Annotated in this window: 15 protein-coding genes; all 15 read left to right on the top strand. The window is 61.5% G+C overall.

Annotation, left to right across the window (positions count from 1 at the left end; all coding sequences use genetic code 11):
* The first annotated feature begins 3 nt into the window (after positions 1–3).
* Complete coding sequence (locus HB780_RS04800) at positions 4–1,350, top strand: ABC transporter substrate-binding protein (RefSeq protein ID WP_183688908.1); 1,347 nt, start codon at positions 4–6, stop codon at positions 1,348–1,350.
* Position 1,351: 1 nt separating this feature from the next.
* A complete protein-coding gene (locus HB780_RS04795) occupies positions 1,352–2,278 on the top strand; it encodes a carbohydrate ABC transporter permease (protein ID WP_183688907.1) in 927 nt (308 codons plus the stop codon).
* Complete coding sequence (locus HB780_RS04790; protein ID WP_034515937.1) at positions 2,275–3,111, top strand: carbohydrate ABC transporter permease; 837 nt, start codon at positions 2,275–2,277, stop codon at positions 3,109–3,111. The genes HB780_RS04795 and HB780_RS04790 overlap by 4 nt, the downstream gene beginning before the upstream one ends.
* A gap of 4 nt (positions 3,112–3,115) precedes the next feature.
* Complete coding sequence (locus tag HB780_RS04785) at positions 3,116–3,934, top strand: sugar phosphate isomerase/epimerase family protein (RefSeq protein WP_183688906.1); 819 nt, start codon at positions 3,116–3,118, stop codon at positions 3,932–3,934.
* 1 nt (position 3,935) lies between these two features.
* On the top strand, positions 3,936–5,012 hold the full coding sequence (locus tag HB780_RS04780) for a Gfo/Idh/MocA family protein (RefSeq protein ID WP_183688905.1): 1,077 nt from the start codon (positions 3,936–3,938) through the stop codon (positions 5,010–5,012).
* Positions 5,012–5,830, top strand: coding sequence for a sugar phosphate isomerase/epimerase family protein (locus HB780_RS04775; RefSeq protein ID WP_183688904.1), 819 nt, complete (start codon positions 5,012–5,014; stop codon positions 5,828–5,830). The genes HB780_RS04780 and HB780_RS04775 overlap by 1 nt, the downstream gene beginning before the upstream one ends.
* Positions 5,830–6,660: an alpha/beta fold hydrolase gene (locus tag HB780_RS04770; RefSeq protein ID WP_183688903.1), complete on the top strand. Its 831-nt coding sequence runs from the start codon at positions 5,830–5,832 to the stop codon at positions 6,658–6,660. The genes HB780_RS04775 and HB780_RS04770 overlap by 1 nt, the downstream gene beginning before the upstream one ends.
* A complete protein-coding gene (locus HB780_RS04765) occupies positions 6,657–7,382 on the top strand; it encodes a ribulose-phosphate 3-epimerase (RefSeq protein ID WP_183688902.1) in 726 nt (241 codons plus the stop codon). The genes HB780_RS04770 and HB780_RS04765 overlap by 4 nt, the downstream gene beginning before the upstream one ends.
* Positions 7,379–8,416, top strand: a complete 1,038-nt coding sequence (locus HB780_RS04760; RefSeq protein WP_183688901.1) for an ROK family protein — start codon at positions 7,379–7,381, stop codon at positions 8,414–8,416. The genes HB780_RS04765 and HB780_RS04760 overlap by 4 nt, the downstream gene beginning before the upstream one ends.
* Entirely contained in the window at positions 8,409–9,494 is a 1,086-nt protein-coding gene (locus HB780_RS04755; RefSeq protein WP_183688900.1) for an ABC transporter ATP-binding protein, read from the top strand. Before HB780_RS04760 ends, HB780_RS04755 begins: the two co-directional genes overlap by 8 nt.
* Before the next feature lie 120 nt (positions 9,495–9,614).
* Complete coding sequence (locus HB780_RS04750) at positions 9,615–11,258, top strand: ABC transporter ATP-binding protein (protein ID WP_183688899.1); 1,644 nt, start codon at positions 9,615–9,617, stop codon at positions 11,256–11,258.
* Positions 11,259–11,528: 270 nt separating this feature from the next.
* Positions 11,529–12,011, top strand: coding sequence for a MarR family winged helix-turn-helix transcriptional regulator (locus HB780_RS04745; RefSeq protein WP_183688898.1), 483 nt, complete (start codon positions 11,529–11,531; stop codon positions 12,009–12,011).
* A gap of 37 nt (positions 12,012–12,048) precedes the next feature.
* On the top strand, positions 12,049–12,747 hold the full coding sequence (locus HB780_RS04740) for an SDR family NAD(P)-dependent oxidoreductase (RefSeq protein WP_183688897.1): 699 nt from the start codon (positions 12,049–12,051) through the stop codon (positions 12,745–12,747).
* Positions 12,748–12,749: 2 nt separating this feature from the next.
* Complete coding sequence (locus HB780_RS04735; RefSeq protein ID WP_183688896.1) at positions 12,750–14,081, top strand: NAD(P)/FAD-dependent oxidoreductase; 1,332 nt, start codon at positions 12,750–12,752, stop codon at positions 14,079–14,081.
* Positions 14,082–14,160: 79 nt separating this feature from the next.
* Positions 14,161–15,834: a peptide ABC transporter substrate-binding protein gene (locus tag HB780_RS04730; RefSeq protein WP_183688895.1), complete on the top strand. Its 1,674-nt coding sequence runs from the start codon at positions 14,161–14,163 to the stop codon at positions 15,832–15,834.
* The last annotated feature ends 8 nt before the right edge of the window (positions 15,835–15,842 follow it).

The following is a 15,842-nucleotide window of genomic DNA, read 5'->3' as shown; positions in this document are numbered from 1 at the left end:
ATCATGTCTGATGTCAAGAAGACGCCGGCCGGCTCAAACCTGGCCGGATTTGCCACAATGCTCGACCGCCGCCAGATGCTTATGGGTGCCGCAAGCGCCGCAGTCGGCGCGGCGACCCTTGCCGCCACAACGGGACTTGGCATGCGCCCCGCGCGCGCTGCCGATCGCACCGAAATCAGCTTTGCCAGCGCCAGTTTCTTTGGCAAGGAAGGCCTCGGCGATCTCGTCAAGGCCTATAACGAATCGCAGGACCGGATCACGGTCAAGTTCATCGAACTGCCGCCACCGAGCTCGTCGACCGAGGTCTATCAGGGCCTTGTCCAGCAACTGGCGCGCCGCAACGGAACCCCCGACGTCTTCACCCAGGACGTGGTCTGGATCGCCGGATTCGCGGCGGCAGGCTGGGCCTTGCCGCTCGACGAATATTTCCCGAAAGAAAAGCGCGCCGATTATTTCCCTGGAACGGTCGCTGCCTGCACCTACAATGAAAAGCTGACTGCGCTTCCGTGGTTCGTCGATTCCGGCATGTTTTACTACCGCAAGGATCTGGTGGAAAAGCACGGCGGCAAGGTTCCAGAGACCTGGGAAGACATGGCGACCATGGCAGCAGCCGCGCAGAAGGCCGGTGACGCCAAGTTCGGCTATCTCTGGCAGGGTAAGCAGGCCGAAGTCCTGATCTGCGATGCCGTGGAAATTATCACCTCGAATGGCGGCTCTATCCTCGCGCCCGACGGCAAATCCTCCGTCATCGGCGACAAGGCGGCAGTCGAAGCGATCCAGTTCCTCTACGATACGATCAACAAGACGAAGATCAGCCCACAGAACGTTCTCTCATGGGATGAAGAGCCGTCGCGCCAGCCCTTCACCTCCGGCGAAGCGATGTTCATGCGCAACTGGTCCTATGTCTATCCGATCGCGCAAGACCCTAAAGCCTCGCATGTGGTCGATAAGGTCGCCGTTGCGCCGCTGCCGCATTTTGCCGGCGGGAAGAGCGCTGCCTGTCTCGGCGGCTACCAGCTTGGCGTCAATGCCAACTCGAAGAAGCGCGAAGCGGCGATTGAGTTCCTGACCTGGATGTCGTCTCCGGAAACGCAGACCCGCCTCGCCCTGAATTTCGGCCTTGCGCCCTCGCGTCCGGCGATCTTCCAGGACGCAAAACTGAAGGCCGAACAGCCGTTCATGGCGAGCCTGCAAAGCGTCTTCACCGGCGCCACGCCCCGGCCGATCACGCCGCAATATGCCAAGGTGACGCTGGCGCTACAGTCGAGCATTTCCAAGGCACTGGTCAGCGGCAATGTTCAGGCCGAGCTGAAGGCCGCCGCCGACCAGATCAACAAGATCGTTGCCTGATATGGCAGTCACGGTCCCGGTATCCGACCGAACCCCGAAAACGAGGAGGGCGCTCCCAAGCGCCCTCTGGCCCTGGCTCCTGCTATTGCCGGCCTTCCTGTCGCTGGCATCTGTGTCCTTCTATCCGATCGTCAATGGCGTCTATCTCTCCTTCACCAATCGCTCCCTGATCACGCAGGACAATGATTTCGTCGGTATTGCCAACTATGTGCAACTGCTGGCCGATCCGCCGTTCTGGAATGCGTGGTGGCATACGATCTGGTTCACCATCGCCTCGACTACGCTCGAAACCCTGATCGGTCTCGCCATGGCTTTGATCCTTTGCGAAGCCTTCGCCGGCCGCGGTGTGATCCGCGCGGCGATGCTGGTTCCCTGGGCAATGCCGACGGTGGTCACCTCGAAAATGTTCGGATGGCTGTTCGACGGGCAGCACGGCATCATCAACTTCATCCTCCTCCATCTCGGGCTGATTGATCAGAATGTGAACTGGTATGGCTCGCCCGATACCGCGCTGACGACGATCATTCTCGCCGATGTCTGGAAGACCACGCCCTTCATGGCGCTGCTTCTGCTGACAGGCCTTCAGACCGTACCGAAATCACTGATCGAGGCAGCGCGCATGGATGGCGCCAGGGCCTGGACGATCTTCTGGAACATCCGCCTGCCGCTGCTGCTGCCGACACTGCTGATCGCCGGCCTCTTCCGGGCCCTGGACGCATTCCGCGTCTTCGATCTGGTCTATGTACTGACCGGCGGCGGCCCGGCAGATTCCACTGAAACGCTGTCGACACTGTCCTACAAGGTTCTCTTCTCGACGCTGCAGTTCGGCTACGGCTCGGCCGTCTCGACCGCAATGTTCATCACCGAAGGGCTGATCGCCGTGGTGTTCTGCCTCTTCCTCGTCCGGCAGATCAGGAAGACGACATGAACGACACCCGCTCCCCTTTTCAAAGCGTGATGATCTATCTCGGCGCGCTCCTCATTCTCATTTGGTCCGCCGGCCCGTTCCTGTGGCAGTTCTCGACATCGTTCCAGCTTGACAGGGCACTGACTGAGGGAACGCCGTCTCTGATCCCGAGCCCGTTCACGCTGGAGCATTACTACAATGCCTTCGTGGAAAAGGGCCTGCATCATTACCTATGGAATTCGCTGGTCGTCTCGCTGGCGACCACGGCCCTCTGCCTGATTGTCGGTTCGCTCGCCGCTTTTGCGCTGTCGCGTCTCGATGTGAAGGGACGCTTCGGGATCCTGACAGTGATCCTCTCGGTCTCGATGTTCCCGCAGATCGCGCTCGTCGGCCCGCTCTACCTGCTCGCCTCCGACCTCGGGCTACTGGACACCTACACTGCGCTCATCATCACCTATCTGGCACTCGGGCTGCCGCTGGTGACCTGGGTCCTGTTCGGCTATTTCGAGACGCTGCCGCGCGAGATCGACGAGGCCGCGCGCATGGATGGCGTCGGCGTTATCGGCCTGCTCTGGCATATCATCCTGCCGATGTCGCTGCCGAGCCTGGTGACGACGGGCCTGCTCGCCTTCATCACCGCCTGGAACGAGTTTCTGTTCGCGCTCGCCTTCACATCGGATAGCGGCACCCAGACCATACCTGTGGGCATCGCCAATTTCACCAACCAATACTACGTGCCCTGGGGAGACATCGCCGCAGCTTCGGCGGTCGTCACCGTGCCGCTGATCGTGTTGGTCCTCTTCTTCCAACGACACATTATCGAAGGCCTGACACAGGGCGGAATCAAGGAATAGTGACATGACTAGCGATCTGAAGGTCGGCTGCCAGACGTTTACATGGGAGATGCTCGGCAAGGCCTGGACCGGAACACCCGACGACCTGCTTTCGGCAATTTCCGCCGGCGGTTATTCGGGCATCGAAATCACCGACACGATGATCGGCCACTATGCTGCAAAGCCGGGCGACTTCGCCCGAGCCCTGAAGGATAGCGGCTTGCAGCTGGTCTCCTTCGCCTTCGGTTCCAAAAGCGGCTTCACGGTTGCCGAGGCAATCAACGATGATCTGGCGACGACGCAGCGCTGGATCGACTATGCCGCACAGTTTCCCAGCGCGCTCGTGTCGATCGGATCGGCAACGGTTGTCTCGGAAGGACCGCGTGACGACAAGTTTGCCATTGCTGCCGAATTCTACAACCGCGCCGGCGCGCTCGGAAAGGCATCCGGCGTCGATATCGCCGTCCATCCAAGTTCGCACCACAATACCCTGCTCTTCGACCGCGCCGACTACGACCGGATCTTCGCGCTTCTCGATCCCGCTCTGGTCGGCTGGGTTCCCGATACCGGCCATATCCTGCGCGGGCACGAGGACATCCTAGATACGATGCGCACCTATCAGGATCGCATCCGCTATCTGCACCTCAAGGATGTCGATGCCAATGACCGCTGGGCGATGCTCGGCAAGGGCGTCCTCGATACGCCGTCGGTGATCGATCTCGTGGCGAAGGCGCCACGCTTCAACGGCTGGCTGGTGCTGGAAGAGGAATCCGATGCGGCTGGCGCCGATCCCGTCACCGCAGTGAAGACCAACCGCGACACCATGCGCAGCTACGGAGCTTGACATGATCCAGAAGGAAAATCGCCGTCTCCGCGTGGGTGTGCTCGGCTGCGGGCCGATTGCCCAATTCGCGCATCTGGAATCCTGCGTGAAGGCCAGGAATGCGGATCTCTATGCGATCTGCGACGCAGCGCCCGATCTGCTGGCACGCATGGGCGCTACCTACGAGCCGCAGAAGATGTTCAGCGACTACGACGCCATGCTCGCCGACCCAGAGCTGGAGGCCGTGATCGTCGCCACTTCCGACGCCTATCATGTGCCGATGTCCATCAAGGCGCTTGAGGCTGGCAAGCATGTGCTCTGCGAAAAGCCGATCGGCGTGTCCGTTGAGGAAGGGCAACAGCTTGCCGATGCCGTCAAGCGCTCCGGCAAGATCCTGCAGGTCGGGCATATGAAGCGTTTCGATCCGGCGCTGGAGGCCGCGCGCGACTTCGTGCGCGACGATATCGGTGAGATTTTCGCGCTGAAGGCATGGTATTGCGACTCCACACACCGCTACACCAACACCGACGCAGTACAGCCGCTGCCAGTAACCAGCAAGCTTGCGCGCAAGCCGGGCGGCAATCCGAAGGCCGATCTCAGGCAATATTTCATGCTGGCGCATGGTTCGCATCTGGTCGACACCGCCCGCTTCTTCTGCGGCGATATCGTTGCCGTCCGCGCGCGCCTGCTGGAGCGTGCCGGGGCCTATTGCTGGTTCGTGGAAACTGAATTTACCAATGGTGCCCTCGGCCATCTAGACCTGACAGTCGCCGTCCGCATGGATTGGCACGAGGGCTTCCAGCTTTATGGCGAGAATGGCTCCGTGCTCGCGAAGACCTTCAATCCCTGGTATTTCCGATCCAGCGAAGTCGAGATCTTCCATGAGAAGGATGCGACGAGCCGGAAGCCGCTTGGCGCGGACGGGCACTTCTTCCGCCGCCAGCTCGAGGGTCTCGCCGATACCGCATTGAACGGCGCTCCGATGCGCGGCGCCAATGTCGAGGACGGCATTGCTTCCATCCGTGCCATGGTCGCAATCGCCCGGTCGGTGGAGACCGGCGAGCGGGTCGAGCTGACATCCGTGACGGGGGCTGTCTGATGCAGCTCGGGATCTTCGCCAAGACCTTTCCGGGAACCGATCCCCTAAGCGTCCTGTCGGCAGTGCGCGACAGCGGCTACGCGGCCACCCAGTTTAACCTCGCATGCTGCGGACTGCCATCCATGCCCGACGCCGTGCCGGGCTCCGTCATAAAAGCGATCGAAGCAGCAGCTGAAACGACAGGCATTTCGCTGGTCGCCCTGTCCGGAACCTACAATATGGCTCATCCGGATATCTCGGTGCGGCAAGCAGGGCTCCGCCAGCTTGCCGTCGTGATTGAGACGGCGGCCGCCCTTTCTATTCCGCTCGTCACGCTCTGCACCGGTACGCGCAACCCACAAGACCAATGGGCGCATCACCCAGACAATACCGATCCCTCGGCCTGGGCTGACATGGCGACGGAAATGGCGAAAGCCTTGGCACTGGCGGAAAAGCATGGTGTCGATCTCGGTATTGAACCGGAACAGGCCAACATCGTGACCTCAGCCGAGGACGCCAAGCGGCTGATCGTCGAGATGGGATCGAAAAGATTGCGGATTGTCCTCGACCCGGCCAATCTTTTCGAAAGCGCCACACCGCCGGAAGCCCGAGATATCGTCGAGCGTGCGATTGAAACCGCCGCCGGGCATATCGCCATGGCCCATGCCAAGGATCGCTATGCCGATGGGCGTTTGGCAACTGCCGGCCAGGGCGTCGTGGATTTTCCCGATTTCATCGCACGACTGAAAGCCGTTGGCTTCGACGGTCCGCTCGTCACCCACGGCCTGTCCGCATCGGAAGCGCCTCAGGTCGCCGCCTTTCTCAAGGACTTGGTTTGATGGGCGGAACGGCAACTCTCATCCGTGGCGATGCCAGCCTGGCCGTCTTCGATGGCGGCCAAGGGCTGCCAGTCGTCTTTCAGCATGGCTTGGGCGGGGATGAGGCGCAAGTCGCACAAACCTTTCCGCCAGGTGGAGACTTCCGGCGGATCACGGTGGAATGCCGTGGACATGGCGGGTCGTCGCTTGGTTCAGCGCGCCCCTTCTCACTCCAGATGTTTGCCGAGGATGTGCTGGCTGCGGCGACCGTGCGCGGGCTTGATCGCTTTGTCGTCGGCGGCATTTCCATGGGCGCGGCGCTTGCCCTGCATCTCGCCCATTACCACCCGAAGCGCGTCGCCGCGCTCGTTCTTGTCCGCCCCGCCTGGACCTTTGCCACATCGCCCGACAATCTCGAGCCGATCCGCGCCGTTGCGGCTTTGCTCCGCTCACATCCGATCGATGAGGCACGGGCACTGTTTGCAGGCTCCGAAATCGGCCTGCGGATAAAGGCGGATGCGCCCGATAATTTCACCTCCCTGCTCGGCTATTTCGACCGGCCGGATGCTGTCGCTTTCGCGGACGTGCTGGCCGACATCGCGGCTGACGGGCCGGACGTGTCGCAGACGGCTGCAACGGCTATTGCCATTCCCACCATGATCGTCGGCAACCAGCAGGACGCGATCCATCCGCTCTCCCATGCGCAGACGCTCGCCGACACCATTCCCGGCGCAAGCTTCGTCGAAGTCACCCCCAAGGCCACCGACAAGCTACAGCATTTCGCCGAAGTCCAAGACGCCATCACTCGTTTCCTCGCATCCAAGACAATCCGGAGCCTCGTCCCATCATGACGTCCAAAACCCTTTCAGGCCTGGCGGCCATCGCCGCTCTGCCCCACAACCGGCTGCTGGGCGAATTCTCGCTCTGGTCGGCTGATCTGGCCAATATGGAAACCGATCTGAAGCGCATTGAGCCCTATGTCGACCTGCATCACATCGACGTCGCCGATGCGCGCTTTACGCCTGGCTTCCTGTTCTTTCCGGATTTTGTCGCGCGCATCGCCAAATCGACCACCAAGCCGATCCATGTTCATCTGATGGTCGAAGCGGAGATCGTCGAAGAGCAGACGCGTCAGTTCATCGAAGCGGGCGCCGATCTGATCAGCGTCCATGCCGAAAACGGCGAGGCCGGTTTGCGCGCGGCAGCACTTGCCAAGGAACTCGGCGCCGAAGCCGGCGTCGTGCTGCGGCTGGAAACACCCGTCTCAGCGATCAAGCCGTTCATCGACCATGTTGCGTTCGTAACCCTGCTCGGCACCTCGATCGGTGTCAAAGGACAAAGCCTTTCCGAAAAGGCATGTGACCGGCTGATCGAAGCGCGTGCCCTGTTGAGAGAGGCAGGCCGGGAGGATCAGGTGATCCTGGCCGCCGATGGCGGCATTCGCGAGCAGACGGTGCCGGAACTGCGTGCAGCCGGGGCGCAGACGGTCGTTCTCGGGTCGCTCGCCTTCGGCGACAAGGACCTGGGCAAGCGGATAGAATGGCTGCATGGACTGGAGAGCCGGCTTCCGTGAAAAAGGTCGCTCTTGCCTTCGATCTCGGCGGAACCGAGCTTCGCGCCGCACTGGTGGACGAGGAGGGAACCCTTCTGTCGTTTTCCGCCGTGCCGACGCAGGCGGCCGGAGGGCCGGATGCGGTGATCCGGCAGATCGAGTTGCTGGCGGCGGCGGTGCTGGCGGAAACGCCTGATCTTGTCCCCGTCGGCATCGGGATCGGCGCCCCCGGCCCTCTCGATCCGGAAGCCGGCGTCGTCATTGCGGCGCCGACCCTGACCGGATGGCACGAGGTTCCGCTGGCCGACATTCTTTCCAGCCGTTTCCAATTGCCGGTGCGGCTGGAAAACGATGCGAACGCGGCGGCAGTGGGCGAATGGCGATATGGCGCCGGCCGTGGTGCAAGATCGATCGTGTTCGTAACCGTCTCGACCGGCATCGGCGGCGGCGTAGTCGCCGATGGCCGAATCCTGCATGGCAGGCGTGGCTTGGCAGCGGAAATCGGCCACATGACGATTACCAACGAGGGCGAGCGATGCTTTTGCGGCGCAGTCGGCTGCTTCGAAGCCGTCGCCTCCGGCACGGCGCTTGGCAGGCGAGCAACGGCGCGCACCCGGCGATCCGACGGCTCGATGCTGCGCGCACTATCGGCCGACGCCGATGTGACCGGACGCCACGTCGTCGACGCGGCACGAAACGGCGATGCCCTGGCGCTGGAGTTGCTGAATGCCGAGGCGCGATGGCTGGGGATCGGCTTCACCAACCTGCTTCACCTCTACTCCCCCGATGTTCTGGTGATGGGCGGCGGCATATCCCATGGGTTCGATCTTCTCTACGACACCATGATGGCGACAATTCACGACCGCGCCATGCCGGCCTATCGCGACGTTCCGATCGTTGCCGCACAGCTCGGACGACATGCGGGCCTGATCGGCGCAGCCAGCCTCATTCTCGGAAGCGAGGCGCAAGCCGGCCCCGAGCCATCGAACCTTCCGGGCTCGAACAATCTTGGCGCGGATACCTCCGCCGGCACAAAGGAGGCCAGCAATGGCTAATCTCACACTCCGCGACGCCCGTAAGACCTACGGCGTCCTCGAAGTCATCAAGGGCATCGATCTGGATGTGGAGGACCGCGAATTCGTTGTCTTTGTTGGCCCTTCCGGCTGCGGCAAGTCCACGCTTCTGCGCATGATCGCCGGTCTGGAGAAAATCAACAGCGGCGATCTGGTGATCGACGGCACTCGCTCCAACGACATCGATCCGTCGCAGCGCGGCCTGGCGATGGTGTTTCAATCCTACGCGCTCTATCCGCATATGACGGTCGCCGAGAATATGGGTTTCGCGCTCAGAATTGCCGGCATTCCATTGGCCGAGCGCGACCAAAAGGTTAAAGACGCGGCCCAGATTCTGGAACTGTCGCATCTGCTCGACCGCCGGCCGAAGGATCTGTCGGGCGGCCAGCGCCAGCGCGTCGCCATTGGCCGGGCAATCGTGCGCAATCCGAAAATCTTCCTGTTCGACGAACCGCTTTCCAATCTCGACGCGGCGCTACGCGTCAACATGCGGCTGGAACTGATGCGCCTGCACGAAAGACTGGCCGCGACGATGATCTACGTCACCCATGACCAGATCGAAGCCATGACCATGGCCGACAAGATCGTCGTCCTCAACAGCGGTCGCATCGAGCAGGTCGGCTCGCCGCTCGAGCTTTACAATCGCCCCGCAAACATCTTCGTCGCCGGTTTCATCGGTTCGCCGAAAATGAATCTTCTACCGATAACCGTCGAGAGTACCGGCCCGAGCGGCATATCCGTCGCACTTCCCGGTGGCAGCTCGATCACCGTTCCGGTCGCCGATGGAACGGTGAAAGCCGGATCTAAGCTGACACTGGGCGTACGCCCCGAACATATCCGCATCGGCCAGGGCGGCCAGTTCACTGGGGAAGCGATCCTTGCCGAACGGCTCGGTGGCCTGACGGTTCTTCACATCGACATTGCCTCCGACCAATCCCTCGTCGTGCAGACGGAAGGCACCGACACGACCCCGCTGCACACGCAGATCTCCCTCCAGATCGACCCGGCCGCCTGTCATCTCTTCGACCAAGAGGGAAGAACGCTTGCCAGGCTGAACTGAACGGTGAATTGTATGCGGGCACGGACCGGCACGCTTCTTGCGTTTTAGTTCGCGCCCGCAATCGGCCGCTCAGGCCGATCTGGAGCACAGGCAGACATTCCATGCAAAGGAAGGCTCCCCATGACGCAGATCGATGCCGTTCAACCCGCAAATGTCGAGGCCGTTCTCTCGGTCAAGAACCTGACGATCAGCCTGCCGAGAGCCATGGAGCGCGCGCATGCGGTGAATGATGTCTCCTTCGATCTGATGGATGGCGAAATCCTTTGCATCATCGGGGAATCGGGCTCGGGGAAATCGGTGACCGCCAGCGCGGTCATGGGCCTGCTGCCGTCGATTATCCAGGTGACGGCGGGCTCGATCTGGTTCAGAGGCGTGGATCTGGTGAGCGCGGACGACGTGACGCTCCAAGGACTGAGAGGCCGGGCCGTCTCGATCATCTTTCAAGACCCGCTATCGGCACTGAACCCACTGATGACGATCGGAGACCAGATTATCGAGGTTCTGGATGCCCATAAAGTCGGCACGTCCGAGAGCCGGCGGCAGAAGGTGAAGGAATTGCTTAACGAAGTCGGCCTGCCGGATCCCGATCTCCTGCAGTATCAATATCCCTTCCGGTTGTCCGGCGGGCAGCGACAGCGCGTGATGATTGCCATGGCCTTGGCGCTCGATCCTGACGTGCTGATCGCCGACGAGCCGACCACCGCCCTGGACGTCACCACGCAGGCCCAGATTCTAGAACTGATCCGCAAGATCCAGCGGCGCAAGAAGATGAGCGTGATGTTCATCACCCATGATTTCGGGGTGGTGGCGGAGATTGCCGACCGGGTGATAGTCATGGAGAAGGGCCATCTCGTCGAGCAGGGAACGGCAGCACAGGTGCTGAACGCGCCCGTCCATCCCTATACGCAGCGCCTGATTGCCGCCGTTCCACGTATGACGACGATGGACCGCAAAGCCATGACCGATACGCCCGTCGTGCTGGAAGTGGAGAAGCTCAACAAGACCTACCGCTCCGGTGGCGGCTTCCTGTCCAAGGGGCGGACGGTTCAAGCGGTGAACGATGTCAGCTTTTCGATCCGCAAGGGACGCACGCTCGGCGTCGTCGGCGAATCCGGTTCCGGCAAATCATCCCTCGGCCGGGTGCTGCTGAAACTTCTAAAGTCTGACAGCGGCAGGATCCTGTTCGATGGCCGCGACATCGCAGCGCTAACGGACGAGCAGTTTCGGCCGCTGCGCCCTTATATCCAGATGATCTTTCAGGACCCGTTCGCCTCGCTCAATCCGCGTCACACGATCGGCCGCATCTTGACAGTTGGGCCGATCGCGCATGGCTTGCCGATGCACGAGGCAAAGGCAAAGGCGCTCCGGCTTCTCAAGCGCGTCGGGCTTGACGAAGGCGCGTTCGACCGTTTCCCGCATGAGTTCTCAGGAGGCCAGCGCCAGCGTGTCGGCATCGCCCGGGCCTTGATGTTCGATCCCGTGTTGCTGGTGGCGGATGAGGCGGTTTCCGCGCTCGACGTTTCGATCCAGGCGCAGATCCTCAAGCTTCTCGCGGAGATCCAGCAGGACACGAAAGTGGCGATGATCTTCATCACCCACGACCTGCGCGTTGCAAGCCAGATCTGCGACGAGGTCGCCGTCATGTACAAGGGCGAGATCGTCGAATGCGGCCCACCCTCGCAAATCTTCCGCGCGCCGGAGCACGCCTATACGCAACGCCTGCTCGCCGCCATTCCCGGCAGTGATTGGGAAGCGACGGGCTAACCCGCAAAATCCGCCACCGGCTATGTGGATGATGCACAATTACTGTCGCCAATGCCTGCGTCGAGAGAGCTGCTTGTCTTAGAAATAGGCACCTTTTCTTCCTGCCTAAAAACTTGTCGCGTCACGAAAGAAAATAGTTGCATTTGTCCACTATCCGTCCTTTCATACGATCATAAGTTCCTGCGACGATCCGCCGCCGACAATGATGAGCCTGCTGCCCTGACGGGCCTGCGGGAACGGTGTTTTGTTGCCTTCTGAAGGTTCCAAGCCATGCCGCCGACCAAAGTCCCACCGGCTTCCGTAAAGGACATCGATATCGACGTCCTTGAGGATACGCTGAGCTTTTACATCCGCAGCATCAACCTAGCGGTTTCGCGCGACCTGGACGAAAAGCTCGAAGGCCTGGACGTTGCCCGTGGAACGGGGAAAATCACCACCCTTCTACTCGTTGACGGCAACCCCGGCATCCGGCCCTCCATCATCGCGAAGCTCATCATCAAGGACCGCTCCGCGACCGGCCGGCTGATCGACCAGATGGAGGAGCACGAGCTTCTTTTCCGCGAGACGTCAGCGGACGACAGCCGAGCGCAGGAACTCTACATCACCGAAAAAGGACACGAACTGGCCGAGCGCGTGCGCGGCATCGTCACCCGGCAATCGCGCGAGTTTTTTTCCGACATCAGCGACGAGGAACACAAGCTCCTCATCGACATCCTGCGCCGCACCTATCGGCGTGTCGCTGCTCAATCATGAACGGCCAGGCATGAACGGCCAGGCCATGGAGAACGGCATGAATGAAGAACGAGTTGCAATGATATCGGGAGCCAGCCGAGGGATCGGCGCGGCACTTGCCGAGGAGCTTGCAGCCAAAGGCTGGCGGTTGTCGCTCGGCATGCGCCAACCAGTCATGCCCGCCTGGGCCGACCCCGCCCGCGTCGCCGTCTTTGCCTATGATGCCGTCGATCCCGATGCGTCGTCATCATGGACCGAAGAGACGCTGCGCGCCTTTGGCCGCATCGACGCGGTCGTCGCCAATGCCGGCATCATCATCGCGAAAAACGTGATCGAGGCCGACGATGCGGATCTGGACGATCTGCTCGAGGTGAACGTCAAGGCGCCGAGAAGGCTTGCAAAAGCCGCGTGGAGCGCGCTTGCTTCAAGCGGTCGCGGCCGGGTCATCATCGTCGCTTCGCTTTCGGGAAAGCGGGTGAAGTCAGCGAACTCCGGGCTCTATGCCGTTTCCAAATTTGCGGCCGTCGCGCTTACCCATGCCATACGCCACACCGGCTTCGATCTCGGCATCCGCGCCACAGCTATCTGCCCCGGTTTCGTGGCGACGGACATGGCGCGCGGCGTCTCGAGCAAGGCAGACAGCGAAATGACCGATCCGCGCGATCTTGCCCGCGTCATTTCCATGCTGATCGAGCTCCCGAACGAGGCGAGCGTTGCGGAATTTTCTATCAATTGCCAGCTAGAGGAGTCTTTCTGACCATGCCCGGCCCCTATGTGGTCCCCGTTCACGGGGACGCTGAACTGCCCAAGGAAGTCGACGTCGTCGTTATCGGCGGCGGTATCATCGGCACGTCGACCGCCCTGGAACTGGCCGAGCAAGGCCTGCGCGTCGCATTGTGCGAGAAAGGCGGCATCGGCCAGGAGCAATCGAGCCGCAACTGGGGTTGGGTCCGCATATCACGACGCGATCCGCGCGAAGTGCCGCTGATGGCGGAAGCCCTGCGCATCTGGAGCACGCTCGACACCCGCATCGGCCGCGACACTGGATACAAGCGCGCCGGCATCATCTTCACCTGCGCCAACGACAAGGAATATGCCGACCACGAACGCTGGAACCGCAATCTCGAGGGCTATCAGTTCGAAAGCCGCATGGTCAGCGGCGCCGAGTTCAGGAACCTCGTTCCCGGCTCACAGATGGACATCAAGGGCGCGCTCTACACCGCCGCCGATGGCCGTGCCGAGCCGCAACGGGCAGCACCGGCGATTGCCGAAGCCGCCCGCGACAAGGGCGCCTCCATCCTCACCGAATGCGCCGTGCGCGGCATCGAGACGGCGGCTGGCCGGATCTCCGGCGTGATCACCGAGCGCGGCCCGATCGCCTGCAAGGCCGTCGTTCTCGCCGGCGGCGCCTGGTCGAGCCTGTTTGCCGGCATGTTCGGGCTCGATCTGCCGCAATTGAAGGTGATGAACTCCGTGCTACGCACCAAGCCGCTGGAAGGCGGCCCCGAGCAGGCGATCTGGGCCAACGGCTTTGCCCTGCGCAAGCGCCAGGACGGTGGCTACACGATTGCCTCGGGTCACGAGAACATAGTCGACATCGTGCCGAAATCCTTCCGCTATGCCAGCAAGTTCTTCCCGGCGCTGTCCAAGGAATGGCGCTCGTTGAACTTCCGCCTCTCCGGTCGCTTTCTCGACGAGGCCCGCATTCCCGACCACTGGGCGATGGATGAGGCTAGTCCCTTCGAATATTGCCGCGTCCTCGATCCGAAGCCTTCGACCAAGCTTTCAAACACCGCACTTGCCAATCTCAAGAAAGCCTTCCCGGCATTCGAAAAGGCCGAGATCGCCCAGCGCTGGGCCGGCTATATCGACGTCACCCCGGATGCCGTGCCGGTGATCGACGCGATCGACAGCATTCCCGGCTTCCACATCGCCACCGGCTTTTCCGGCCACGGCTTCGGCATCGGCCCGGCCGCCGGGCGATTGATGGCCGATATCGTCACCGGCAAGCCGCCGATCGTCGATCGCAAGAATTTCCGTTTCTCCCGCTTCCACGACGGTTCAAAGATCGAACTGATCAGCGGTTTCTGACCTGCCCGCCAAAAGAAGGCAGTAAAAACAACAAGAGAGAAGAACAGCCAACGTCCTACCAACAAAAAGGGGAACCAACATGTCCGACGCAAACGACACTATCCTCCTGAAACCCACCCGCCGCCAGGCACTGACCATGATGGCGCTCGGCGCCTCCGGGCTGATCATGCCCAACATTCTCGGTCGCAGCGAAGCGTTCGCGGCACCGCCCGCCAAGCCGACCGGCCAGCTCGTCATCGGCTTTTCGCAGGAGCCGACCGTCTTCAATCCGCATCTGATCCACATCGAAGTCGATGAAGGCATCCATTTCAGCGTTTTCGACCCGCTCTTCATCGTCACCCCGGAGGGCAAATTCTCCCCTTCGCTTGCGACAGAAGTCCCGAGCGTCGAAAACGGCGGCATCTCGGCCGACGGCCTTAACTGGAAGATCAAGCTGCGCGATGGTGTGAAGTGGCATGACGGCAAGCCGTTTACCGCCGAAGACGTCAAGTTCACGCTCGAACTCATGGTCGATCCGGATTTCCGCAGCTGGCGCAAGACCGGCCACGAACTGGTGCGCGATCTGACCGTGGTCTCGCCGACGGAAATTACCTGGAGGATGGAAAAGCCGTTTGCGCCCTACCCGTCGATCCTCGCCATGACCTTCATCGTGCCAAAGCATATCCTCGGCGCGGAGAAGGACAAGAATACCGCCCCCTTCAACAATGCGCCGGTCGGCACCGGCCCGTTCAAATGGGTCGAGCGCATCCCTGGCGATCACATCACGCTTGCGGCCAACACCGACTATTTCGGCGATGGCCCCTATCTCGAAACCTTGGTCTACAAATATGTTCCCGACCTGACGGTGCTCTACACGCAGTTCAAGACCGGTGATATCGATGTCGTCGGCCTGCAATGGATCACGCCGGACCACTATGAGGAGGCCAAGGCGCTGGATGGCAAGGTCGTCGCCGTCGTTCCGGCCGCCACCGTCGAATCCATTGGCTTCAACATGGAGCGGCCGCAGTTCAAGGATCCGGCGGTGCGCGAGGCGCTCTACCACGCGATCGACAAGCAGACGATTATCGACGCGCTCTATTACGGCCTGCCGACGCCGACCGAGAGCTACATACCGCAGCAGTCCTTCTACTATAATCCGGACCTGCCGAAGCAGGAGTTCAGCCCCGACAAGGCCAAGAAGATCCTCGACGATGCCGGTTGGAAGCCCGGTGCCGACGGCATTCGCGCGAAGGACGGCGTCAGGCTTGCCTTCACAAACTCCACCACCGCCGGCAACCATATTCGCGAGCAGGTGCAGCAGTTCATGCAGCAGACCTTCAAGGATATCGGCGTGGAGCTCACCATCTCCAACCTGCCGCCGGCGGTGATGTGGGGCGATTATTGGACAATGTCGAAGTTCGATTCCGTGGTCGTCGGCATCAACTTCCAGACCGGTTCCGATCCCGACACATCGGATTACTTCCGCTCCACCGCGATTACCGCCAAGGGTGGCGCGGGTCAGAACTCCTGGCAATATGCCAATCCGGAAGTCGACAAACTCCTGGCTGAAGGCGGCCAGATCTTCGTGCCGGAGGAACGTAAGAAGGTCTACCAGAAGATCCAGGAGGTCATGCGCCACGACCTGCCCTTCCTGCCGCTGTTCCAGTATGCGACCGTGCGCGGCCACAAGGTGGGAGTCGAGAACGTCACCCCCAACATCAACGTGCGCATCGACACATGGAACGTCGGCACCTGGTACTGGGCGAAGGCCTGATCGTCCAG

It is taken from the genome of Rhizobium lusitanum, from assembly GCF_014189535.1.
Taxonomy (GTDB): Bacteria; Pseudomonadota; Alphaproteobacteria; order Rhizobiales; family Rhizobiaceae; genus Rhizobium; species Rhizobium lusitanum_C.
Note: the sequence above shows the minus strand (reverse complement) of the source record. Positions and strands in the feature narration are given on the sequence as shown.